The organism is Hominiventricola sp. (assembly GCF_057604405.1).
Genome location: NZ_DBLYVB010000011.1, coordinates 1 through 22822, shown reverse-complemented (window position 1 = coordinate 22822; position 22822 = coordinate 1). Strand labels below are relative to the sequence as shown.

18 protein-coding genes are annotated in these 22822 nt (G+C 46.5%); 2 read left to right on the top strand and 16 right to left on the bottom strand.

The features are described 5' to 3' along the window. Nucleotides 1–7: 7 nt before the first annotated feature. From carB to gmd, 11 genes are all read right to left on the bottom strand, one after another. The gene (gene carB, locus ACZMB2_RS08325; protein WP_487596373.1) at nt 8–3205 is read right to left on the bottom strand and encodes a carbamoyl-phosphate synthase large subunit; all 3198 of its coding nucleotides are present in this window, start codon (nt 3203–3205) and stop codon (nt 8–10) included. After that, entirely contained in the window at nt 3198–4277 is a 1080-nt protein-coding gene (locus ACZMB2_RS08320) for a carbamoyl phosphate synthase small subunit (protein WP_487596372.1), read from the bottom strand. The genes carB and ACZMB2_RS08320 overlap by 8 nt, the downstream gene beginning before the upstream one ends. A 107-nt stretch (nt 4278–4384) precedes the next feature. Next, on the bottom strand, nt 4385–5026 hold the full coding sequence (locus ACZMB2_RS08315; protein WP_487596371.1) for a phosphoribosyltransferase family protein: 642 nt from the start codon (nt 5024–5026) through the stop codon (nt 4385–4387). Between the two features lie 130 nt (nt 5027–5156). After that, nucleotides 5157–5654 carry a heme-degrading domain-containing protein gene (locus ACZMB2_RS08310; RefSeq protein WP_487596370.1) on the bottom strand — a complete coding sequence of 166 codons (498 nt, stop codon included), beginning with the start codon at nt 5652–5654 and terminating at the stop codon, nt 5157–5159. Between the two features lie 60 nt (nt 5655–5714). Continuing rightward, nucleotides 5715–6548: a GDSL-type esterase/lipase family protein gene (locus ACZMB2_RS08305; protein ID WP_487596369.1), complete on the bottom strand. Its 834-nt coding sequence runs from the start codon at nt 6546–6548 to the stop codon at nt 5715–5717. Between the two features lie 9 nt (nt 6549–6557). Next, entirely contained in the window at nt 6558–7865 is a 1308-nt protein-coding gene (locus ACZMB2_RS08300) for an MBOAT family O-acyltransferase (protein WP_487596368.1), read from the bottom strand. Between the two features lie 203 nt (nt 7866–8068). Further along, nucleotides 8069–10351 carry a type I phosphomannose isomerase catalytic subunit gene (locus ACZMB2_RS08295; RefSeq protein ID WP_487596367.1) on the bottom strand — a complete coding sequence of 761 codons (2283 nt, stop codon included), beginning with the start codon at nt 10349–10351 and terminating at the stop codon, nt 8069–8071. A gap of 30 nt (nt 10352–10381) precedes the next feature. After that, on the bottom strand, nt 10382–12106 hold the full coding sequence (locus ACZMB2_RS08290) for a phospho-sugar mutase (protein ID WP_487596422.1): 1725 nt from the start codon (nt 12104–12106) through the stop codon (nt 10382–10384). Nucleotides 12107–12145: 39 nt separating this feature from the next. After that, nucleotides 12146–13213 carry a mannose-1-phosphate guanylyltransferase gene (locus ACZMB2_RS08285; protein ID WP_487596366.1) on the bottom strand — a complete coding sequence of 356 codons (1068 nt, stop codon included), beginning with the start codon at nt 13211–13213 and terminating at the stop codon, nt 12146–12148. A 10-nt stretch (nt 13214–13223) separates the two neighbouring features. Continuing rightward, the gene (locus tag ACZMB2_RS08280) at nt 13224–14165 is read right to left on the bottom strand and encodes a GDP-L-fucose synthase family protein (protein ID WP_487596421.1); all 942 of its coding nucleotides are present in this window, start codon (nt 14163–14165) and stop codon (nt 13224–13226) included. Next, complete coding sequence (gene gmd / locus ACZMB2_RS08275) at nt 14165–15223, bottom strand: GDP-mannose 4,6-dehydratase (protein ID WP_487596365.1); 1059 nt, start codon at nt 15221–15223, stop codon at nt 14165–14167. Before gmd ends, ACZMB2_RS08280 begins: the two co-directional genes overlap by 1 nt. A 124-nt stretch (nt 15224–15347) precedes the next feature. Between gmd and ACZMB2_RS08270 the strand changes: the two genes are divergently transcribed. Beyond that, on the top strand, nt 15348–16211 hold the full coding sequence (locus ACZMB2_RS08270) for a helix-turn-helix domain-containing protein (protein WP_487596364.1): 864 nt from the start codon (nt 15348–15350) through the stop codon (nt 16209–16211). Next, complete coding sequence (locus ACZMB2_RS08265) at nt 16211–17587, top strand: MATE family efflux transporter (RefSeq protein WP_487596363.1); 1377 nt, start codon at nt 16211–16213, stop codon at nt 17585–17587. The genes ACZMB2_RS08270 and ACZMB2_RS08265 overlap by 1 nt, the downstream gene beginning before the upstream one ends. Here the strand turns inward: ACZMB2_RS08265 and ACZMB2_RS08260 are convergent. The 5 genes from ACZMB2_RS08260 to ACZMB2_RS08240 form a co-directional block, all read right to left on the bottom strand. Continuing rightward, nucleotides 17566–19698: an ATP-binding protein gene (locus tag ACZMB2_RS08260; protein WP_487596362.1), complete on the bottom strand. Its 2133-nt coding sequence runs from the start codon at nt 19696–19698 to the stop codon at nt 17566–17568. The two genes, ACZMB2_RS08265 and ACZMB2_RS08260, sit on opposite strands and share 22 nt — an antisense overlap. Before the next feature lies 1 nt (nt 19699). Continuing rightward, a complete protein-coding gene (locus ACZMB2_RS08255) occupies nt 19700–20767 on the bottom strand; it encodes a metallophosphoesterase family protein (RefSeq protein ID WP_487596361.1) in 1068 nt (355 codons plus the stop codon). After that, nucleotides 20767–21231 (bottom strand): low molecular weight protein-tyrosine-phosphatase, encoded by a 465-nt coding sequence (locus ACZMB2_RS08250; RefSeq protein ID WP_487596360.1) that lies wholly within the window; start codon nt 21229–21231, stop codon nt 20767–20769. Before ACZMB2_RS08250 ends, ACZMB2_RS08255 begins: the two co-directional genes overlap by 1 nt. 309 nt (nt 21232–21540) lie before the next feature. Continuing rightward, the gene (locus tag ACZMB2_RS08245) at nt 21541–21981 is read right to left on the bottom strand and encodes a hypothetical protein (RefSeq protein ID WP_487596359.1); all 441 of its coding nucleotides are present in this window, start codon (nt 21979–21981) and stop codon (nt 21541–21543) included. 331 nt (nt 21982–22312) lie between these two features. Next, entirely contained in the window at nt 22313–22690 is a 378-nt protein-coding gene (locus tag ACZMB2_RS08240; protein WP_118627653.1) for a hypothetical protein, read from the bottom strand. Nucleotides 22691–22822: the final 132 nt, after the last annotated feature.

The window sequence follows — 22822 nt, the reverse complement described above, 5'->3', positions numbered from 1 at the left end:
CCTGATATTAGATTTTTGCAATATCAATCAACGTCAGATTCTTGTGGTCCGTATCTTCCAGAGAGGTAACCAGTGCTTTTGCTGTGTCAATCGCTGTCAGAACATTGACACCGGTCTCGATGGCATGTCTTCTGATAACAAATCCGTCATGGCTGTGCTCAACGCCCTGGGACGGTGTGTCGATAACCAGATCAATCTCATGACCAAGAATCAGATCCAGGATATTCGGAGACTCCTGCTCTACCTTTCTGGTCAGACGAACCTGTACATCTGCATCCATAAGTGCACGGGCAGTTCCCTTGGTTGCGTAGATATTGTAACCCAGAGCTTCGAATCTCTTGGCAATCTCCACAGCCTCTGCCTTGTCCTCATCACGGACAGTCATGATCATGTTCTTGTATTTCGGCAGGCAGATTCCCGCACCCAGAAATGCCTTGTAAAGTGCTTCGTTAAAGGTCTTTGCGATACCCAGACACTCACCAGTGGATTTCATCTCCGGTCCAAGGCTGATATCAGCGTCACGGATCTTCTCGAAGGAGAATACCGGCATCTTCACTGCAAAGTAATCTGCTTCTTTCTGAAGTCCCGGTGTGTACCCCAGATCCTTGATCTTATATCCAAGGATCACTTTAGTTGCCAGCGGCACAATCGGAATACCAGTTACCTTGCTGATGTACGGTACCGTACGGCTGGAACGGGGATTTACCTCGATGACATATACATCCTCGCCTACAGCGATGAACTGAATGTTGATCAGTCCGATAACATGCAGGGAACGTGCCAGGCGTTTGGTGTACTCTTCGATGGTATCTTTTACTTTCTGACTGATGCTCTTTGCCGGATATACGGAAATACTGTCTCCGGAATGGATACCCGCACGCTCAATATGCTCCATGATACCCGGAATCAGGATATCCTCACCGTCGCATACCGCATCGACCTCGATCTCTTTACCCTGCAGGTATTTATCAACCAGAATCGGATGATCCTGTGCAATCCGGTTGATGATACCGATGAATTCTTCTACATCCTCATCATTGATGGCAATCTGCATACCCTGTCCGCCAAGTACGTAAGAAGGACGAACCAGTACCGGATATCCCAGTCTGTTTGCTACTTCTTTTGCTTCCTCTGCCGTGTATACGGTGCCTCCCTTCGGTCTCGGGATCTGGCACTGTTCCAGAATCTCGTCGAAGAGCTCTCTGTCCTCAGCTGCATCTACATTTTCTGCGGAAGTTCCAAGGATCGGCACACCCATCTTCATAAGAGCCTCTGTCAGTTTGATGGCAGTCTGTCCACCGAACTGTACCACAGCTCCGTCCGGTTTTTCCAGGCGAACCACGCTCTCCACATCTTCCGGAGTCAGCGGTTCAAAATACAGTTTATCTGCAATATCGAAGTCCGTACTTACGGTCTCCGGATTGTTATTAATGATAATGGTCTCATAACCTTCTTTGGAAAATGCCCAGGTACAATGTACGGAGCAGAAGTCGAACTCGATACCCTGACCGATACGGATCGGGCCAGAGCCAAGTACCAGCACCTTCTTACGATCATTGGTCTCAATGGCTTCATTTTCACTTCCATATACAGAATAGTAATATGGCGTGGATGCTTCGAACTCTGCTGCACAGGTATCTACCATCTTGAATGCTGCTACGATACCATTGTCGTAACGCATCTTCTTGATCTCTTCCTCGGATTTTCCGGTCAGATTTGCGATCACGTTATCCGGGAACTCGATTCTCTTTGCTTCTCTTAAGAGATCTACCGTCAGTTCCTGCGTCTTCAGAGCCTGCTCCATCTCTACCAGAATAGCAATCTTGTCGATGAACCATTTATCAATCTTCGTAATGTCATGAATCTCGTCATAGGAAACTCCCTGACGAAGTGCTTCTGCGATAACCCAGATTCTGCGGTCATCTACCACTTCCAGCTGCTCCAGAAGTCCTGCTTTATCCAGATGGCTGAAATCGTAGGACATAAGGCTGTCTACATGCTGCTCCAGAGAACGGATGGCTTTCATAAGGCCGCCCTCGAAATTATCACAGATACTCATAACCTCACCGGTTGCCTTCATCTGTGTGGTCAGGGTTCTCTTTGCACTGATGAATTTATCAAACGGAAGACGCGGCATCTTGACAACGCAATAGTCCAGCATCGGCTCGAAGCTTGCCATGGTCTGTCCGGTAATGGCATTTTTAATCTCATCCAGCGTATAACCAATGGCGATCTTTGCAGCTACCTTTGCAATCGGATATCCGGTTGCTTTGGAAGCCAGTGCAGAAGAACGGCTTACACGCGGATTTACCTCGATAACACAGTACTCGAAGCTTTCCGGATGAAGTGCAAACTGTACGTTACATCCTCCCGTAATCTTTAACTCACTGATAATATTCAGCGCAGAAGTACGGAGCATCTGGTACTCTTTATCTCCAAGGGTCTGGGACGGAGCTACTACAATACTGTCACCGGTATGAACGCCGACCGGATCAATATTTTCCATGTTGCAGACGGTAATTACATTGCCCGCGCCGTCACGCATTACCTCGTACTCGATCTCCTTCCATCCTGCGATGCAGCGCTCTACCAGAACCTGTCCTACACGGGAAAGACGAAGACCATTTGCAAGAATCTCCTCCAGTTCTTCCTGATTGTGAGCGATACCGCCGCCGCTTCCGCCCAGGGTATATGCCGGACGAAGAACAACCGGATAACCGATCTTATTGGAGAATGCAATACCATCTTCCAGGTTCTCAACAACCAGAGACGGAGCTACCGGCTCACCGATCTTCTCCATGGTTGCCTTGAACTCCAGACGGTCTTCTGCCTTCTTAATGGTCTGGGAAGTGGTTCCGATGAGTTTTACACCGGTCTTCTCGAAGAATCCTCTCTCATCCAGCTCCATAGCCAGGTTCAGTCCTGCCTGTCCGCCAAGGGTCGGCAGTACACTGTCCGGTTTTTCCTTTAAAATGAGCTGTTCTACTACATCAGCCGTCAGCGGCTCAATGTATACACGGTCTGCAATGTCCTTATCAGTCATGATGGTAGCCGGGTTGGAGTTCAGAAGTACAACTTCCAGTCCCTCTTCCTTCAGAGAACGGCAGGCCTGTGTTCCTGCATAGTCAAACTCGGCAGCCTGTCCGATTACGATAGGACCGGAACCGATTACCAGTACTTTTTTAATATCCGGATTCTTAGGCATTCTTCTTCTCCTCCATCATCTTCAGAAATCTGTCAAACAGGTAGCTGGAATCCTGCGGTCCCGGGCATGCTTCCGGATGATACTGTACCGTAAAGATGTTCTTGCCCACATATTTCAGTCCCTCGTTGGTTCCGTCGTTAACATTGGTAAATGCCGGTACGGCAACTTTCGGATCCAGGCTCTCCGGATTTACGGCATAACCGTGGTTCTGGGAAGAAATATACACACGCCCTGTTTCCATATCTTTTACCGGATGATTTCCACCACGGTGTCCATATTTTAATTTGAATGTATCTGCACCAGTTGCAAGAGCCATCAGCTGATGTCCCAGACAGATTGCAAAAATGGGAATATCTGTCTCATAAAGTTTACGAATCTCTTTAATTACCTGTGCACAGGCTTTCGGATCTCCAGGTCCATTGGAAAGCATAATACCATCCGGATTGGAAGCAATGATCTCTTCCGCTGTTGTGAAGGACGGATAAATCGTGACCTCGCATCCTCTCTCATTCAGGGAACGCGCAATATTTCTCTTCGCACCCAGATCCAGAAGCGCTACTTTATATCCATCACCAGGAAGAACGGATTTTTCACGGCAAGTGACTTTCGACACTTCATCTCCCGTAGAATAAGCTTTCAGCTTCTTCATCACTTCATCCATATCATAATTTTCATTGGTAGTAATCATACCATTCATTGTGCCAGACTCACGAAGGATCTTGGTAAGGGCACGGGTGTCAATTCCGCAAATACCCGGAATATCATTTTTCTCAAGAAAATTCTGAATCGTATCCTCGCAACGAAAATTACTCGGCATTCTGGAAAGTTCACGAACAATAAATCCGTCTACCCACGGCCTTTCCGACTCCATATCCTCATAACAGATTCCATAATTTCCGATTAACGGATAAGTCATAACGACTGCCTGTCCTGCATAAGAGGGATCTGTCAGAACTTCCAGATATCCTGTCATGGATGTGTTGAAGACGATCTCACTGACCGCTTCCCTGGTGGAACCGATGCTTCTGCCTGTAAAGACATGGCCATCTTCCAGAATAAGAAATGCTTTCATCTTTTCACCTTTGTCCTTTCCTGTCTTAAAAATACCCAAATTATCGATATTATACACAAAAAGGAGGAAGTTGACAAGTCCTTCCCCCTCATTTTTATAAAATTATTTTACATCCGGCTATAACCATATCCATTGACGATAGCGTCAATCTTCTGTTTCGCCTTACACATGGGGCAAACTTTGGCATCGTAGGATGCATATCCCTTTAAATCTTTGGCATCGAAGATACTGTTCACTTCAATCCCTCTTGCCTTACTGATAAAGCTGAAAACGGATGCAATCCCCTGTACTTTACCACCATAATATTCTACACTGTCAATTGCTTTGTCCAGTGTCACACCTGTAGTAATAGACGTGGAAAGAATCAGCACATTCTTACCTTCCACCATGATTTTCGCATTGTCACGGAAGATCATCTGACCGTTAATATCCTGCTCCGGAGAGGTGATATAGATCGTACCATGTGCATTCATACACATGATTCCGGATTTGGTCAGTTCCTGTGCAAGATATGCACCAATCACTTCACAGCCATTCAAGCAGATGATGGTATCCACAATCGTATTATGCGCATATCTGGATGCCAGAAGTCTTGCAGCTGCTTCTGCCTCATTCTGTCTTGCCCGCAGTGTAGTCATATCCACATAATGGGTAATATGGGAATGAGAAGTTACAAAGTGTCCCGGAATGACTTTCATGACAACCTTGCTGTCACCCGGCGAGTAAATTTTGAACATGCGATCTTCCATACCTGAGTCCCCCTTTTTTCCGGCATCTGTTTCAACCTTTTGTTGAAACTCCCCCTGCCGTCAGCTTATGGGAATATTGTACATAATTTTCTAATTTTTGGCAAGTTCTTTATGTATTTTTTAGTTAATTTCAGAAATGTACCGGCAAACGTGGGATTTCATCCACTCTTAAATATTTGCTGATACATGCCACTGCAAATTCATGGTCTGCCATATGGTCAAGACCGGATACGATAATACTTCCGATCACGCCCGCTCCCGCCACACGAATGGGGAATCCACCGCCGCATGCCACATATTCCTCATCATTCAATCCACGGTCCTTCAGCTCTTCCTGATTCATCTTCAAATCCATATACAGACGAAGGCTGCTCATCTCCATGGTCCGGACAGTATTGTGTTTTCTCTTCATCCAGATTTCATTACAATAATTGGTTCCTTTGAATCCATACTGGAACAGGGTATATCCATTGTTCAGACGGATACTGATGACTACCGGAAGGCCGTTATGTGCTGCCTCGGATACCATATAGCTTCCCAGTTCCCATGCATCTTTATTGGTAAAGTGCGGAAACTGAAGAATCTCTTCCTGCATGCTTAAAATTCTGATTGTCTCTTCCAACATCATATCGAATCTTCCTCCTTTATATTCTCCCGTAAGATAGCTCTATTATAACACTTTTTCCGATTATTTTACATCCTGTTGCTGCAATTTCTGTAAAATCCAGTCTGACCAGTCTGCATAATACTTTCCAAGTACATGCGCCCCGTCCGCAGAGAGATCTGCATTCAGATTTCCATTTTCATCATCAAACAGCTCATTGACATCCAGCCATCCCAGATTTTTTTCTTCCGCAAGCTGATGAATGGCATCATTCATCTCGTTAATATTTTCATTATTGAAAATAGCATCGCCTTCAGATTTTTCTTCTGTCATATGAAGGTTGGCCTCCAACACCAGACAGGCATCCGGCTGAAGCTTCTGGATCTGATTCACCAGCTCTCCGTATTTCCGGATGGCTGCCTGCCGGTCATAACCCAGTTCATTGATCCCCAACATCACCAGAATGAGTTTATACTGCCGCTTGCTTAGAAGCTCCTCCAGCGTATATTGAGTTTCATCCTCTCCCGCCACCCGCAGCTTCTTCGTCATGGCCGTGTAGGCACTCAACCCGGAATCGGCAAATACATCCGCATTTCCCAGATGCCCATATTCCGAAAGACCATCTGTCCTGGAATCTCCGATAAATAAGACATCATCAAAGGAATTATCAATCTCCGGGAAGGAGGGGTTGTCAGGTTCTGTTTCTTCCTCCTGCGGCTCTTCTTCTGATTCAGCAGGCTCCTGACTCGTGATATTTTCTTCCGTCGTCTGCGGCGAAAATTCATCAACCGTATTCTCTGCCTCATCGACCGTGTTCCGATCATGCTGCCATTTCTGTACACGCATATCCATTTTCCATCCCGCTGCCAACAACAGACTGACCAGCAAAAGAATGGTATACCAGTTTCGTTTTTTCATCCCTATCCCCTAAAATGAGAAGTACAAAAAAGGATCATCCTGTCCCATATGGATGCAGTAAATGCTGAACCAGAACAGCATCAGCAATACCACTGCTGAAATCAGGCTCCCTTTGTATTTTTCATAGATTTTCCGCGGCCATGGTGTTATGAAAATAAGTCCTGCCAGCAATGGCCACACATACATCTGACCATATTTCAAATAATCCCCGGCGTACCAGGTGTAAGCACCCGGTACATTAAAAAACGGGAACAATCGTTCCAGATACACTACGATATTCCGAATTTCTGCCACTGCAAAAGGCAGCCAGGACAGCGGAATCAATATCATCATATAAAGATGTCCCAACCATGGATACCGATTCAATATTTTTAAATAAAGAAATTTTTCTGCCGCAATCATAACAAACAGACAGCCGCCCCACAAAAGGAAATTCCATCCTGCCCCATGCCAGATACCCGTGAGCAGCCATACGACCAGAAGGTTTCTTAACAGTTTCCAACGGGAGCATCTGCTTCCTCCCAGCGGGATATAGACGTAATCCCGGAACCAGCTTCCCAGGGTCATGTGCCATCTGCGCCAGAACTCCGTCATCGAACACGCCATATAGGGATAATGAAAGTTTTCCGGCAGATGGAAGCCAAGCAGCCTTCCAAGTCCCACTGCCATGAGAGAATAGCCATAGAAATCAAAATAAATCTGAAATGTAAATGCGATCAATCCCAGCCAGGCAAAGGGTGTGGAGATGCTTTCGTAACCGATCGTTCCCACTTTCTGCCACAGACCGGACAGCTGGTTGGCCAGCAGCACCTTCATGGCAAGCCCGATGGTCAGCTCCCGTAAGGCTTCCTCCACATCTGAGACTGTTACCCGCCGCGCCCCCAGATCTGTTTCCGTATCCTTCCATCGAAGAATCGGCCCGGAGCTCATATGCGGCCACATGGATGCCCATGTTCCAAAATGAAGGAACGAAGGAAATACCCGGATTTCTCTTCGATAGAGATCAACCAGCCATCCAATCATCTGGAAAGTATAAAAACTGATTCCCAGGGGAAGAAGCAGCCCACGCCCGGTAAAGAATCCACTATATTTAAATACCATCAGGGGACACAAGTTAAAAAGAACACCGGCAAAGAGCCGCTGCTTTCGGTGTTTCTCATCTGCTGCCTGGACCATCCAGGCACCCAGATACCAGTTGAGAAGCAAAGATATAAGAAATAAAATCAGATACACCGGAGTCTTTCTTACTCCGTAAAAGTAAAATGCAAGGCTGCCTGCAAACAACACCAGGTTTTTCCATTTTGCAGGGCATACCATATATACCACCAAAAAACAAGGTAAAAAGCGGAATAAAAATGTAAAGCTTGAAAATACCACGATTGTCTCTCCTGCTCTTTCCAGTTACTAAAGGAGAAGCTCTTATTCAACCGGAACTTCTCCTTAGTCACATTATAGGAAACGGGCGGATTCTTTGTCAATATGGGTCGAATCACTTTCAGAATTCTTCAGAATATATCGCTTTACACCTGTACCTTCAGCACGATACCACTGCCTTCAAACGCCACCGTCTTCTTTCCGGCCGGGACGAAGAAGCAGTCTGCGGGGCGGTAAGGAATCTCTTCTTCTCCGCACCGGATCGTACCGGTCCCTTCCAGCACCACGAAAGCCCGGAAGCTGGAATCATCGAGATTAAAGGAATTCTCTTCAGCCAGATCATACCGTTCCACGGAGAAATATTTACACTCCATGGTTTTTGCTGCTTCCATATCCTTCTTATGGAAATTCACCACATCCATGGCTTTGTCCACATGAAGTTCCCGGAGTTCTCCATATTTATCGCGGCGTTTATAATCATACAGACGGTAGGTCACATTAGAACTTTGCTGGATTTCGCAGATCAGCACTCCCGGTCCGATCGCATGGACGGTTCCCGTCTCAATAAAATAACTCTCACCCTTCCGTACCGGAATCTTGTTCAGAATCTCGGGCAAAGTGCCGTCCTCGATCCGCTGCCGTACCTCTTCCTCGTCTGTGTCTTTGGAAAATCCACAGTAGAGATAGGAGTCCGGCTCGCAGTCCACTACATACCAAAGTTCATTTTTGCCGTATTCGTCTTCTTTCTGAAGCGCGTAATCATCCCCCGGATGCACCTGAATGGACAGGCACTGATGGGAGTCGATAAACTTGATCAGCAACGGAAACCGCTCATAGGGTTCACATTTCCAGCCCAGGATACCGCGGCCAAACCGGTCAATATATTCGCCCAGCATGAGTCCTTTACTTTTTCCCGTGGCAACTACGCTCTGACCTGCCTTATGAGTAGACAACTCCCAACTCTCCGCAATCACATCATAATTGCATTTCTTACCGTAGACGTCGCGCAGGCGGGTTCCTCCCCACAGGTTGTCCTTGAATGCCGGTTCCAGACGAACCAGTTCATCACAATCCGTTTTCACCATTGGCTGACCAGCCAGACGGGTCAGATCCGTACCGTGACCATACTCCAGCTCGCCCACACTGACCTCGATAATCACCAGATCCTCTGCAGAACGGTTGGCAATCTGATGTGCCGTGCCCATGGGAACGAAAATATTTCCTCCAGGACCGTATTCCTTCAGTTCCTCTCCCAACAAAATGGAAGCCGTACCGCTGACCACAGTCCAGTGTTCCGTTCTTAACTTGTGCACATGACGGGACAGTTCTTTTCCCGGGAAAATGGTGATCTTCTTCACTCTGCAGGAAGTACCATAGTGAAGCGTTTCCTTGATTCCCCACGCCGTGTAGTATACTGTGCCTTCATCAAAATAAGCCTGCTGCTCTTCATAGTTATCACGTATGATATTTTTGATCTGATCGGTCTCATTTTTTCTGGAAATATAGACTGCATCCGCCGTGTTGACGACGATCACATCAGAAAGTCCGTTGGCTACCACCAGCTGATGGGATGCCTCGTTAAGCACGGAGACATTTTCACACTCATTCTGGATGACCTTACCGGAGTCCTCGCCGTGATAGTAGTCTGCCAGAGACTCCAGTGTCATAATGCGTCGCCAGTTAAATTCTCCTGTGAGCAGCTGCACCTTTTCTGATACACTTGTCACAGCTCGGCCAATACTCACCGGCTCAATCTCTTCCACCAGTGTTTTAGGAATCTGCACATTTCTTCCGTAAGTATCCAGACGATCCACGCATTCCCGGATCTGGGCATAAAGCATGGGACTTTTACGGGAAAGCTCATGAAGATAATCACCACCGTTAAAAAGCAGGATTCCTGTATCATATTCCCAGGATTCCCCTTCCGGGATCTGCTCTGACACTTCACTATGATGGAACTCCGTATGTCCATTTATCTGCCGGAAATAACCATATCCCGGTTCAAACCGGTCTGCCGTCACGCCGATGCTTACCAGTTTTCCCTGTGGAATATAGCTTTTCGCTCTGGCAATGGCACCTTTATAATCACCGCCTTCAATAATGTGATCTGTCGATACTACCAGATAATCTTCGGAACGGTTATCGCAAAGGCAGGCAATGGCAACAGCCGGAGCTGTTTTCTTGCCTTCTTCCTCATAGAAACACCGATATCGAAGGCCCTGAAAAACCTGTAACTGGCCTTCCACAATATTGGCATAGCGATCAGAGGTAATAATATAAAATTCTTCACAGAACGGGATGTTCCGGGCGATGGTTTCCTGGAATAAAGAACGGTTTTCCTTAATATGGATAAACTGTTTGGGATAATTTTTGCGGGAGAGGGGCCATAACCGGTCCCCACTCCCGCCTGCCAATACAATACATTTCATAAAAATACATTCTCCACAATGGCAGATAGATTATTTCACCAGCTCTGTCATAGCATCTTTCAGGCTTTCCAGTGCTGCCTCTGCATGGGCAATGCTGTCTTCCTTCACGCCCATATAAAATTTCACTTTCGGCTCTGTTCCGGACGGACGCACGCAGCACCATGCATCACGATCCAGTTCGTAATAAAGCACATTTGATTTCGGAAGCCCTGTCTCCGTCACCTTGCCGGTCTCCATATCAAGTCTGGTGTCAGCGTCATAGTCACGGACAGCCAGCACTTTGTGGGTTCCAATCTCTTTCGGTGGATTAGCGCGCATATCAGAAAGAATCTTCTGAATCTTCTCTGCTCCATCCACACCCTTCATGGTGATAGATACCAGTGTCTCTTTATAATAGCCATATTTCTCATAGATCTTCAGCATCTGATCCCAGAGTGTCAGGCCTTTTTCTTTATAATAAGCAGCAGCTTCGCAGAGGGCCATCACAGCGACTACTGCGTCTTTATCTCTTGCATGGGTTCCTACCAGGCAGCCATAGCTTTCCTCATAACCAAACAGGAAGGTATGCTCATGATTCTGCTCAAAGAATTTGATCTGCTCACCAATATATTTGAATCCGGTCAGCACTTCGATCACATCCACATCATATGCTTTTCCAATTGCTTCTGCCATGTTGGAAGATACGATCGTGGTTACCAGTGCACCGTCTTTTGGCAGACGTCCCTGTTCCTTACGGACACTCAGTTCATATTCTGCAATGAGCAGACCGGACATATTTCCGGTAAATGGCATATAACTGCCCGTCTTTGAATCCTTTGCATAGACGCCAAGGCGGTCTGCATCCGGATCCGTAGCCAGTACCAGATCTGCATCCGTCTTTTCTGCCAGATCCAGAGCCAGCTTAAAGGCATTGGGATCTTCCGGGTTCGGATAAGAAACCGTCGGGAACGCACCATCCGGAAGTTCCTGCTCCGGCACTACCTGTACCTGGGTAAATCCAAGCTTCTTTAACACTCGGCGAACCGGAAGATTTCCGGTACCATGAAGGGGAGTATAAACAATCTTCAGGCTGTCTGCCATACGTTTGATGGCTTCCGGACTTAATACCAGTTTCTTTAACTCTTCCATATAGCGGTCGTCGATCTCCTGACCGATCACATGAAACAGTCCCTTCTTTTCTGCTTCTGCCCGATCCATCATCTGAATAGAGGCAAAATCCGTCACCGCATTCACTTCTGCAATGATTTCTTTATCTTTTGGAGCAGTGATCTGTGCACCGTCCTCCCAGTATACTTTGTATCCATTGTATTCCGGCGGATTATGGCTTGCAGTTACCACAATACCCGCAATACAGCCAAGCTCTCTCAATGCAAAAGAAAGTTCCGGTGTCGGACGCAGAGTTTCAAAACGATAGGTTTTGATGCCATTGGCATTAAGACACAAAGCTGCTTTCTCAGAAAACTCGGTGGACATATGGCGGGAATCAAATGCAATCGCTACACCTTTCTCTTCTCCGCCCTGTTTTTTGATGTAATTTGCCAGTCCCTGAGTTGCTTTTGTCACAGTATATACATTCATCCGATTGGTTCCGGCCCCGATCACGCCTCGAAGTCCACCGGTTCCGAAAGAAAGATCCTTATAAAAACGATCCTCGATTTCTTTCTCATCTCCGGCAATGGCCTGAAGCTCTGCTTTCGTTTCCTTATCAAAAATCGGGTCTGTACACCACTGCTCATATTTTGATTGATAATCCATCATACTTCTCTCCTATGCAATTCTTTCCCAAAAGCCCGTTTACAGAAGGTCCGTTCTTCCCTGCTCATTTAAGGTATCTACAACCTTCTTCACATCCTGCACACGGTTCTTGTCACATACAAGAATCGCATCCTCGGTCTCCACAACAACCAGATTATCCACACCGATAGTCGCGATCATCTTCCCACTGGAGAAAGAAATGGTATTGGTCGTATCAATATTCACATGATCTCCCACCAGGATATTTCCTTCCGCATCCTCGTCATAAATGACCTTCATCATATCCCAGCTGCCCACATCATTCCAGCCAAAATCACCGGACAGTACCAGCACGTCATCAGAACGCTCCAGAATACCATAATCAATAGAAATCTTTGGAATTACCGGATACACTTCCTGGATCACGCGATCTTCATCCGAAGTCTTCATGGCATCACCAATTGTCGTCAGGCAGGCATAAATATCCGGAAGAAGTTCCGCAAATTTTTCCAGAATAGTGGATGCTTTCCATACGAACATACCGCTGTTCCAGGCATAGTTTCCGCTCTCCACATAGGCCTTTGCCGTCTCATAATCTGGTTTTTCCTTAAATTCCTCTACCTTGCGGGCAATCGCATTCTCATTTTTATCAAATTTGATATAACCATATCCGGTAGACGGGAAGGTAGGCGCAATACCGATCGTAATCAGCTTGTCCTGCTCCTCTGCCGCCTGAACAGCCTGATTGAGAATTTTTGTAAATTCTGGTTCATTTTTTATGAAATGATCGGACGGGAAGATACACATGATACCATCACCATATTTTTTCACGATCTCCATCGCTGCATAACCGATGCAGGCTGCCGTATTTCTCGCAGACGGCTCGGCCAGAATGTGGTCTTTCGCAATTCTGCCATCCACACACACCAGCATTTTGTCTGCCTGTTTTTCGTTGGTGACGATGAAAATATCTTCCTTTTCTACCGTGCCGTGCAGACGATCGATGGTCTCATTAATCATCCGGTCCTTACCGCTTAAATTCAGCATTTGTTTCGGCATTGCCTGACGGCTTAAGGGCCAGAAACGGGTTCCCCCGCCTCCGGCCATAATTACTCCATATCGTTTCATGGACTGTCTCCTATCGCTCTGCTCTCATGGGATTATGAAGGAAATCTTCGTAAGTCAGACGGATTCCCTCTTCCAGTTCAGTCTTATAATGGAAGCCAAGGCCCTCCAGTTTGGATACATCGAGAAGCTTTCTCGGTGTTCCGTCCGGTTTGGTCGGATCCCATTTGATCTCTCCGGTGTAGCCAACCACTTTTGCTACCAGCTCGGTCAGCTCTTTGATGGTCAATTCTTTGCCGGTACCCATATTGACAGTCTCATTACCACTGTAGTTATTCATCAGGAATACACAGCCGTCTGCCAGATCATCTACATACAGGAACTCACGGAGCGGTGAACCGGTACCCCAACAGGTAACCTCCGTAAGACCCTGCTCTTTTGCCTCATGAAAACGGCGGATCAGTGCCGGAAGCACATGGCTGTGGGTCGGATGATAGTTATCATTCGGTCCATACAGGTTGGTCGGCATACAGCTGATATAGTCGGTTCCGTACTGACGGTTCAGAAACTCGCAGTATTTCAGGCCGCTGATCTTTGCCAGAGCATAAGCTTCATTGGTCTTCTCCAGTTCAGACGTCAGAAGACAGTTCTCCTTCATCGGCTGCGGTGCCATACGCGGATAAATGCAGCTTGAACCAAGGAACAGAAGCTTTTTACAGTTATTTTTCCATGCTTCGTGGATTACATTCATTTCCAGAATCATATTGTCATACATGAAATCAGCCAGAGCCTCGCTGTTGGCAACAATGCCGCCTACTTTTGCAGCTGCCAGCAATACATAATCCGGCTTCTCCTCTGCAAAGAATTTCTCCACCTGGTCCTGACGGGTCAGATCCAGTTCCTTGTGGGTTCTGGTGATAATGTTATGATATCCGTTTCTCTCCAGAGAACGTACAATGGCAGAGCCAACCATTCCTCTGTGGCCTGCTACATAGATTTTTCCTTCTTTGTTCATCATGCGTTTGTTACTCCTTTCAGTGCTGCTTCTCTCTTTGCACGTGCAAGGTCATGTTCTACCATGATCTTTACCAGTTCTTCATAAGTTGTTTTCTGCGGATTCCATCCAAGTACAGTCTTCGCCTTGGTCGGATCGCCCCACAGATTGTCTACGTCAGTCGGACGGAACCATGCTTTGTTGACACATACCAGCATCTTGCCAGTTGCTTTGTCATAGCCCTTCTCATCGATGCCGGTGCCTTCCCAACGAAGGTCAATGCCGACTGCCTTGAATGCTTTCTCAGTGAAATCACGAACCGTATGCTGCTCACCGGTAGCGATAACAAAATCTTCCGGAGTCTCATGCTGCAGCATCATCCACATACACTCTACGTAGTCTTTTGCATATCCCCAGTCTCTTAAAGAGTCCATATTTCCCAGCTCCAGGTGATCCTGCAGACCGCATGCAATACGTCCTGCTGCCAGTGTGATCTTTCTGGTAACGAAGGTCTCACCACGGCGCTCAGACTCATGATTAAAGAGAATGCCGTTTACTGCGAACATACCGTATGCTTCTCTGTACTCCTTGACAATCCAGAAACCATACTGTTTTGCCACTGCGTAGGGGCTGTAGGGATGGAACGGGGTGGTCTCACGCTGCGGAACTTCCTCTACCTTTCCGAAAAGCTCGGAAGTAGATGCCTGATAGACTCTGGTTTTCTTGGTCAGGCCGCAGATCTTCACTGCTTCCAGAATACGAAGCACGCCCAGTGCGTCCACATCTCCGGAATATTCCGGTGCGTCAAAACTTACCTGTACATGGCTCTGTGCTGCCAGGTTGTAGATCTCATCCGGCTGTACCTCACCAACAATACGGATAATACTGGATGAATCGGAAAGATCTCCGTCGTGCAGCTTCACTGCATTCTTCTCCAGCAGATGATCAATTCTTCCGGTATTTGCAAGAGACGAACGGCGCACAATGCCGTGTACCTCATATCCTTTGTCCAGCAGAAACTCTGCCAGATAAGAGCCGTCCTGTCCGGTAATTCCTGTGATTAATGCCTTTTTACTCATATATTCCTCCTGAAAATAGTATTCCTTTACAAAAACTGTTCTATAGTATAAGATAGATAAATCAAGAAATCTACGCAAAAATTTGCGTAATAATAGTAAAATATTGCTCTATAGGAGATTTATCATGGAACGTGTTTCCCCACACATTCAAACTTGCCGCTACATTCATACTCCCAGTTCTTTTGCCCGCCAAAGCCTGCTCTATGTACAGGAGGCCGGACACTTAAAAAGCCGCGACCGGCATATCAGCCGTCGTTCTCATCTGGAATCCTATCTCTTCTTTATTGTATTATCAGGCAGCGGTACTGTCAGCATCCAGGACACTCATTTTGCCCTGCGTAGCGGTGATCATGTCTTTCTCGACTGTCGACAGCCTTATTTTCACGAAAGCAGTCAGGATGACCCATGGGAACTTCTCTGGGTACATTTTAACGGGACTGCCATGGACGGTTACTGGAAGTATTTCACCGGGCATCAGAAATCATCCATTTTCCATCCTGGTAATGCCTCGCCATTTCAATTACTGTTAGAAGAGCTTCTGACACTGGAAGAAACCCGCAGCAGCAACCGGGAGTTGCTGGAAAACGAACTACTGCACCGCCTTACCACCCAGCTTCTTCTCTGGCAGAAAGAAAAAGATACTGACGGACATACCGACAGTACCCTCTCTAAACTTCAGGAAATCCGTTCCTATCTGGACGAACATTATACAGAAAAACTCTCCCTTGACGAACTTGCCAACCGGTTCTATATTAGTAAATATCATATGTCACGTGAATTTAAAAAAAGCTTTGGTATCACCATGGGAAACTACCTGACTTCCCTGCGTATCACCAAAGCCAAAGAGATGCTCCGTTTCTCCGATCTTCAGATCGAAACCATCGCCAGAAATTGCGGCATCGAAGACAACAGTTACTTTAATAAAGTATTCCAGAAAGCGGAGGGGATTACCGCCCGGGAATATCGCCGAAAATGGAGGGGACAATAATGTCCAAGGATTCGTACAAGATCGATATGTGCAATGGCCCAGTTTTACCAAAGGTCATTGCATTTAGTTTACCCTTAATGCTGTCCAGCTGTCTTCAGCTTCTCTTTAATGCCGCCGATGTCATTGTAGTCGGCCGCTTTGCAGGAAGTTCTTCGCTGGCAGCCGTTGGTTCCACGACTACCATTATCAATCTGCTCACCAATCTGTTCATCGGATTTTCCATCGGCGCCAATGTCAATGTGGCCCGCACCATTGGAAATCAGGACGAGCAAGGTACACAGGACAACGTCCACACTGCCGTATCTGTCAGCCTGATCTCCGGTATCGCATTGGTCATCATCGGCGTCCTCACGGCCCGGCCGTTTCTGACATGGATGGGTACACCCGATGACGTTATCGGAAAAGCAACCCTTTACCTGACGATCATTTTCATCGGCATGCCATCCAACATGGCTTATAACTTTGGAAGTTCCATCCTGCGTGCCATGGGTGACACCAAGCGGCCGCTTTACTTTCTGTCCGCCGCCGGTGTGCTGAATATTATCCTAAACCTGATCTTTGTCATTCTGTTCCGCATGGACGTAGCCGGTGTGGCACTTGCAACTATTTTATCAGAAACCTTAAGTGCTGTTCTGATCCTCGGCTGCCTCTGTAAAACCAAAGGTTCCTGCCACTTAAATATCCGGAAGCTTTACATTCATCCAACACAGTTAAAGCGTATGCTGCGGATTGGTCTTCCTGCAGGTATCCAGGCTGCCCTGTTTTCCTTCTCCAATGTGTTGATTCAGTCATCCATCAACTCCTTTGGATCTGTAGTCATGGCAGGAAGCAGTGCGGCTGCCAGCATTGAAAACTTTGTCTACATCTCCATGAACGCTGTTCATCAGGCCATGGTAAGCTTTGTAAGCCAGAACAACGGTGCCGGAAAAGCAGAGCGGATCAATAAGATCCTCTTCTCCTGCCTCTTCCTTGTTACCATCGTCGGCATCGTCATGGGTGGCGGAGTCAATCTCCTGTCTGTGCCTCTCCTGTCCATCTATTCCTCTGACCCGGCTGTTATTGCCGCGGGGCAGACAAGATTATTCTGGATCAGCGCCCCATATTTCCTTTGCGGAGTCATGGAAGTCATCATGGGCGTCATGCGAGGTCTCGGCTATGCCATCACTCCTATGCTGGTGGCTCTCTCCGGTGCCTGCCTGTTCCGGATCATCTGGCTTCAGACTGTATTTGCCTGGCATCCGACCCAGGAAGTATTGTATCTTTCCTATGCCACCTCCTGGATTCTGACCTCGTTCATTCATCTGATGACCTATCTGTACGCAAGACGGCATCACCCATTGTTTGTAAAAAATAATCACTCCCGGCAGCTGAAATAGATCAGCTGCCTTTTTTCGCCCAGCTTTTCCAGAATCTTTCTGGCATTCTTATACTTCTTCGGATCCAGGTTCACAAAAGGATCATCAAGCACCACCGTCGGCTGATCTGCATCGCAGATGGCATCCACCAGTGCAAAGCGTTCCGCCAGCCGGAATAAATCCTGCCAACCAGTGCTGAAACATTCGGTATCCCGAAGGCTTCCTTCCTGCTGTACCTTCATCTTCAGATTGACATCCATGGCAACTGACGGTTCCCACTCCGGCACTAATTCTGACAGGTAGTCTTCCGTACCTTCTTTCAGACGATCCAGATATCTCGACAGCAGCTGGTTTTTGGCTGTCTCCAGGAATCCCAGCGTCTGTTCCAGACGGTCACAGGTGCGGACTGCATCTTCAATCTGTGCAGTCAACGCTGCATCCTGCTCTTCCAGCTCCGGCAATCTCACTGTTTCCTCTTCCAGCATGCGAATCCGGCTCTCTATTCGTCCGGTCTCCTGCTGGATTGCTTTTTCTGCTTCCCGGTTCTGCTGCAATCGTCTCTCCAGCTCTTCCTGGGAAATAAATTCCATCTCCGGCAGCGGTTCCGCTGCTTTGGGGTGATCATTTAAATAAGACTGACAAATTTCCTTCGCATCTCTCGAAGCATTTCTCCGGCTCTCGCACTCCGCTTTCAGCTGCTGATATTCCTGCGAACGCTTCCGTTCCTGCTGCCAGCAGGCTTCCAGTTCTTCCGGCGTCGCATCCTCCGATGTCTGGAATGTTTCGGTCAGTCGATGCCGAAGTTCCTTCATGGTCTGGTCCAGTTCCTCGTAAACTTCTGCATCCTGTTCTGCCTGTTCCTCATAATTTTCAAGTGCAACCTTTACCTTATGAAGTTCTCTTCCCTGTTTGCCCCATTTTCCGGTCTCCCGAAGCGCTTTTAAGAAGGAACCAATGATCAGTAAAGCCCCAAATACCAACGTTGCAGCTCCGGCCAGCATCGATGCTTTCTCACTGGAAAAGATCTCCGCATTAGCTACTGTCTTAGACAGCAGCACAAAAACTGCACCTGCTGCAGCTGTCCCAAATGCACCTGCCAGTCCCTGCTTTCTTCCTGCCACCAGCTCCTGACATTCCTCCAGCACTTCCTGCTGAGAACGCACTGACGCTTCACTGCGCTCCTTTTGCTGTGCCGCTGCTTCCCGTTTTTCTATGGTTGTCCGCAGTTCATAAATCTGGCTTCTCAAAAGATCCAGCAAGGTTTCATCAGCCGGAACGGTCTCATACTGTGCCAGTGCCACATTTGCTTTCTGCAGCACAGCTTCTGTCGCATCCGCTCTCTGTTTTAACTGTAGATACTGTTCCTGCTCATTTTTTTGAATATTCCGTTCCTGCAGCTTCCGTCCTGTCTTCTCCAGCTGCTCCGTTTTTTCATGAGCAAATTGTTCCTGACGTTTCTGCTCAATATGAGCTGTCCTCTCATTTTCCAGTTCTTTCATCCGGTTCATAAGTATCATCTGATCTTCCCGGACTGCTCTCTGATCATCCCGAAGCTTCGCAATCTGTCCCCGGTTGCCAGTCTTTCGAAAATATTTCATCCGGTCTTCCAGCAAACGCACCGCCTGCTCATAATTCTGCATGTCACCGGACTCTTCTTCCACATGGGTAAGTCTTGCATTAAGACTGTCATTGACCGCCACACCCAGATTCAGCTGTCCAAGATAGCAGGTTCTCTCCCATGCTGCCCGGTCAATATGAAATAACTCATCTCCCAGATGTTCCGAATAATCGGTACTTGGAAGCCCTGTTGCCAAATCATAAAGAGCAAATTTGTCTTCCCGTTCCTTCGTTCCGAAAAACCGCTCCATTCGATAAGATTTTCCATTCGCCTCAAATTCCATGCTGCCGCCATAAGCACCGCCCTGCCATGGCTTATATCTGCGCCGCTCATTTTCCAGCAAAGACCGCTTCGTGGTGACATCCATTCCATAAAGCATGGCTTTCAGAAATGCAGCCAGGGTAGATTTGCCCCAGCCATTTTCTCCGTTAATCACATTGAGTCCTTCTGAAAAATCCATCTGCATCTCATGCAGCTTTCCAAAATTTGAAATATGTATCTTCTTAATCTGCATGCTATTCCTCCCCATTCAACGCGCGGAGTCCCAGCCGCAATATTTCTTCTTTTTCCTCTTCCGACAGTTCAGATACCATCACCTGGCGCACAAACTCGCCTTTCAGAGACACATCATACTGATAATCCTCCGGCTGGATCAACAACCTTGTCTGATCCTTTACTTTCAGAAAATAATAAGCCTCTTTCAGCTTCGTTTCCATCCAGTCAACGTCTGGAGTCAGTTCCGGCAGTAACTCTCCCGTCAGCACCAGTTTTACCAGGTCCTTTTCCGGAATCTTTGCAAGCGCCTGCTCTGCTGCCGCAAACATCTTCTGCTCCGTCTGGCAGTCTGTCAGATCTGTTTCCACTTCGTGAAGTGTCCGGCATGCGCAGGGAACAAATTCTGATTGCACATGACCATCCTCAATCTCCAGCTTCACATATCCCTTCGGACCACATTCATCAAATCCTCGCCCTTCCAGACAGCCACTATAGCACCAGATGCCTCTGTCATCCAGTTGCTCCTGCTGGTATGAATGAATATGACCAAGTGCCAGATAATCAATTCCTTTATCCCGGAAATCCCGCAGCGCAATGCCATCCGCTCCTCCGCCGTATTCACTGGCCATTCCATGGAGCAGCACAAGATTTACCTTCTCCGCATCCAGCTCCAGTGTCTGTGGAAGCAATCCCACATTTTCTTCCGAAAGTTCCGCTCCGGTAATACAGATGCCATCCTGCTCATACGTCTTCCAGCTATTTCCAAACATACGCAGATTTTCCGGCAGTTCATTCTCACCAGTAAGCAGATCCTCCCGGTCATGATTTCCCTTCAGATAATAAAAATAAATCTGCGGATATTTCCGCATCGCATTCAGCACACAGTTCCGTGCCCGCACGGACACCTTGCCCGCATCAAATAAATCTCCACACAGTAAAATTGCTTCCACGCCGTCTTCTGCCGCCATGTCCACCATTTTTGTAAATGTATGCAAAAGCTCCATCCGCCGCTCCCGGGCTTTCTCCGGCGGCAGTCCGGATTCCATTCGGGAATCCAGATGCAGATCCGCACAATGTATCAGCTTCACTACTCCATATCCTCCTTCAGGATGTGTTCCAGAAGAGCCTGGCAGCCCTCCATCACATCCGTATATGTCTCATCAAAATTACCCGTATACCAAGGGTCCGCAATGTCCCCGCCCCGGTTCGTAAATTCCAGAAGTTTGTGAATCTTATGCTCCGGATCGCCGCCTGCAATGCGGTTCATATTGCGTATATTCCAGGTGTCCATACCGATCAGGTAATCATATTTCTCATAATCGGAACGCTTCATCTGTACCGCCCGATGATCCCCGCAGGGAATGCCAACCTCATATAATTTTGCCTGGGTGCCCCGGTGCGGCCGGTTGCCGATCTCCTCCGTGCTGGTGGCAGCGGAGTCGATGTAAAAACAATCACTCAGACCACGCTTGTCCACTAAATACTGCATGACGTACTGGGCCATGGTGCTGCGGCAAATATTGCCGTGGCAAACAAATAATATTTTTATCATGCCTTAAAAACTCCTTGAAAATATAGATTTTCCTTGATTTTACGCCACTTTCTACGATTTTCTGTGATAGATTGTTTTCTTCTTTTTCGTCGCATATCGTGGCATAAATTCGTATATCTTGTCATCCTGTTCTTCGCCTGACAGGATTACTTCTACATAGTCCTCATACCATGTAACTTTCCAACAACTACTGGTGATGCTTCCACCGTCATTGTGCAATTCAAAATCTGTTTGAGATATCTTATCTTTGCTTTCCATAAGGACTAATCGTCCACTTGCTGAACCAAATAGTATCATCTCCAATCCATTTTAATGTCCACGTATATCCAGTTCTTTCAATAGAGAATTTCCACTTCCCCATGAATATACAATATAATAACCGCTGTCCTCTATTTCTTCCGAAAATTGTAGTGCCTTATGTTCAATCACCTTAATGGACTGCCCTTCTTGAATTTCCACCAAATATTCCCACTCGTTGCTTCTGTAATCTGAATAATAAGTTTCCAATTCTTCCAAAGACAATTCACTCTTGATTAGAATTGCCCCGAAATATTGCATCCCATTTCCATTCCCCGTCAGCTTTCCTGTCTGTGATATAGCTTCTATCAATTCTGTCTGTTCTGGCAAAGGTGTTTCACACAACATTTTCTCTACATTATATGCACAGTAATTATTGTAAACAGGAACCGATACAAATGCTGCAAGTATCAAAACAATCAAGCATATCCCCGCTATTTTTATTTTTTTCATACTCTGCTTTCCTTTACCCAACTTTTATTCCCAACCGAACTAATTGTAACATGTTGGGAATAAAGTTGGGAATAAAAATAAAAAAACTTCAGATTTTCTTATAAGGTTTCTTCTTTTCCCTTTACCTTTTGTGGCATAGGCTTTTCTGTTTCTCCAGTAACAAAATGTCAATAGTTTTTTAATCACTTTTTCAAAAAAAGACAAAAAAATAGAACGCATAGTTTATTTCCATACGCTCTATCTAACATTTCATATTAAATTTTTGAATTCTACAAACTGGAATTTTTCGTTCTGTTTCTAAACAAAACAACCTGAAAAATAATCGTCTGAATTACTCTAAACCAAGTGTTATATATTGAGCTAATATTGCATTTATACTTTCTTTCTCTTCGGCTGTTACAGGTAAGTTCTGATTGTTCTCTTTATCATTGAAGGTTCCACATTCCGAATGATAATAATATGTCCTTTCATCAATTATAAGTTTGCAATCATTGGCACATTCGGTAGTCCCTTCTGTGTTCCAGGTGCCATTTTCAATAATGTCTGCGATTATTTTTACTTCTTCTTCGGTCAAATCATAAATTTTATCTTCCTCTGTACGAGTAATTATTCCACTTGTTACAGGTGCTTCACTGCCAGTTGCTTTATCACAAGCGACGAATGACAACATGCAAATTAATACCCCAAATAATACCAATACCCTTTTCATAGCAATCCCTCCTTAAATTCCGATTGAGATTTCACCTGTTTTATAAAGTGTACCCTTTGTCAAGGACACTATGACTTTTTCCTTTTCAGATTTCTATTTTATATTTGTTTGTTGTGTAGAGGCATCAAAGTG

What these genes read in the sequence shown, in the direction of transcription:
- ACZMB2_RS08305 (WP_487596369.1), bottom strand. Translation starts at nt 6,548, where the DNA reads ATGAAAAAACGAAACTGGTATACCATTCTTTTGCTGGTCAGTCTGTTG.
- ACZMB2_RS08280 (WP_487596421.1), bottom strand. Translation starts at nt 14,165, where the DNA reads ATGAACAAAGAAGGAAAAATCTATGTAGCAGGCCACAGAGGAATGGTT.
- ACZMB2_RS08295 (WP_487596367.1), bottom strand. Translation starts at nt 10,351, where the DNA reads ATGAAATGTATTGTATTGGCAGGCGGGAGTGGGGACCGGTTATGGCCC.
- ACZMB2_RS08290 (WP_487596422.1), bottom strand. Translation starts at nt 12,106, where the DNA reads ATGGATTATCAATCAAAATATGAGCAGTGGTGTACAGACCCGATTTTT.
- carB (WP_487596373.1), bottom strand. Translation starts at nt 3,205, where the DNA reads ATGCCTAAGAATCCGGATATTAAAAAAGTACTGGTAATCGGTTCCGGT.
- ACZMB2_RS08300 (WP_487596368.1), bottom strand. Translation starts at nt 7,865, where the DNA reads ATGGTATGCCCTGCAAAATGGAAAAACCTGGTGTTGTTTGCAGGCAGC.
- ACZMB2_RS08250 (WP_487596360.1), bottom strand. Translation starts at nt 21,231, where the DNA reads ATGATAAAAATATTATTTGTTTGCCACGGCAATATTTGCCGCAGCACC.
- ACZMB2_RS08245 (WP_487596359.1), bottom strand. Translation starts at nt 21,981, where the DNA reads ATGAAAAAAATAAAAATAGCGGGGATATGCTTGATTGTTTTGATACTT.
- ACZMB2_RS08270 (WP_487596364.1), top strand. Translation starts at nt 15,348, where the DNA reads ATGGAACGTGTTTCCCCACACATTCAAACTTGCCGCTACATTCATACT.
- ACZMB2_RS08315 (WP_487596371.1), bottom strand. Translation starts at nt 5,026, where the DNA reads ATGGAAGATCGCATGTTCAAAATTTACTCGCCGGGTGACAGCAAGGTT.
- ACZMB2_RS08285 (WP_487596366.1), bottom strand. Translation starts at nt 13,213, where the DNA reads ATGAAACGATATGGAGTAATTATGGCCGGAGGCGGGGGAACCCGTTTC.
- ACZMB2_RS08240 (WP_118627653.1), bottom strand. Translation starts at nt 22,690, where the DNA reads ATGAAAAGGGTATTGGTATTATTTGGGGTATTAATTTGCATGTTGTCA.
- ACZMB2_RS08320 (WP_487596372.1), bottom strand. Translation starts at nt 4,277, where the DNA reads ATGAAAGCATTTCTTATTCTGGAAGATGGCCATGTCTTTACAGGCAGA.
- ACZMB2_RS08265 (WP_487596363.1), top strand. Translation starts at nt 16,211, where the DNA reads ATGTCCAAGGATTCGTACAAGATCGATATGTGCAATGGCCCAGTTTTA.
- ACZMB2_RS08310 (WP_487596370.1), bottom strand. Translation starts at nt 5,654, where the DNA reads ATGATGTTGGAAGAGACAATCAGAATTTTAAGCATGCAGGAAGAGATT.
- gmd (WP_487596365.1), bottom strand. Translation starts at nt 15,223, where the DNA reads ATGAGTAAAAAGGCATTAATCACAGGAATTACCGGACAGGACGGCTCT.
- ACZMB2_RS08260 (WP_487596362.1), bottom strand. Translation starts at nt 19,698, where the DNA reads ATGCAGATTAAGAAGATACATATTTCAAATTTTGGAAAGCTGCATGAG.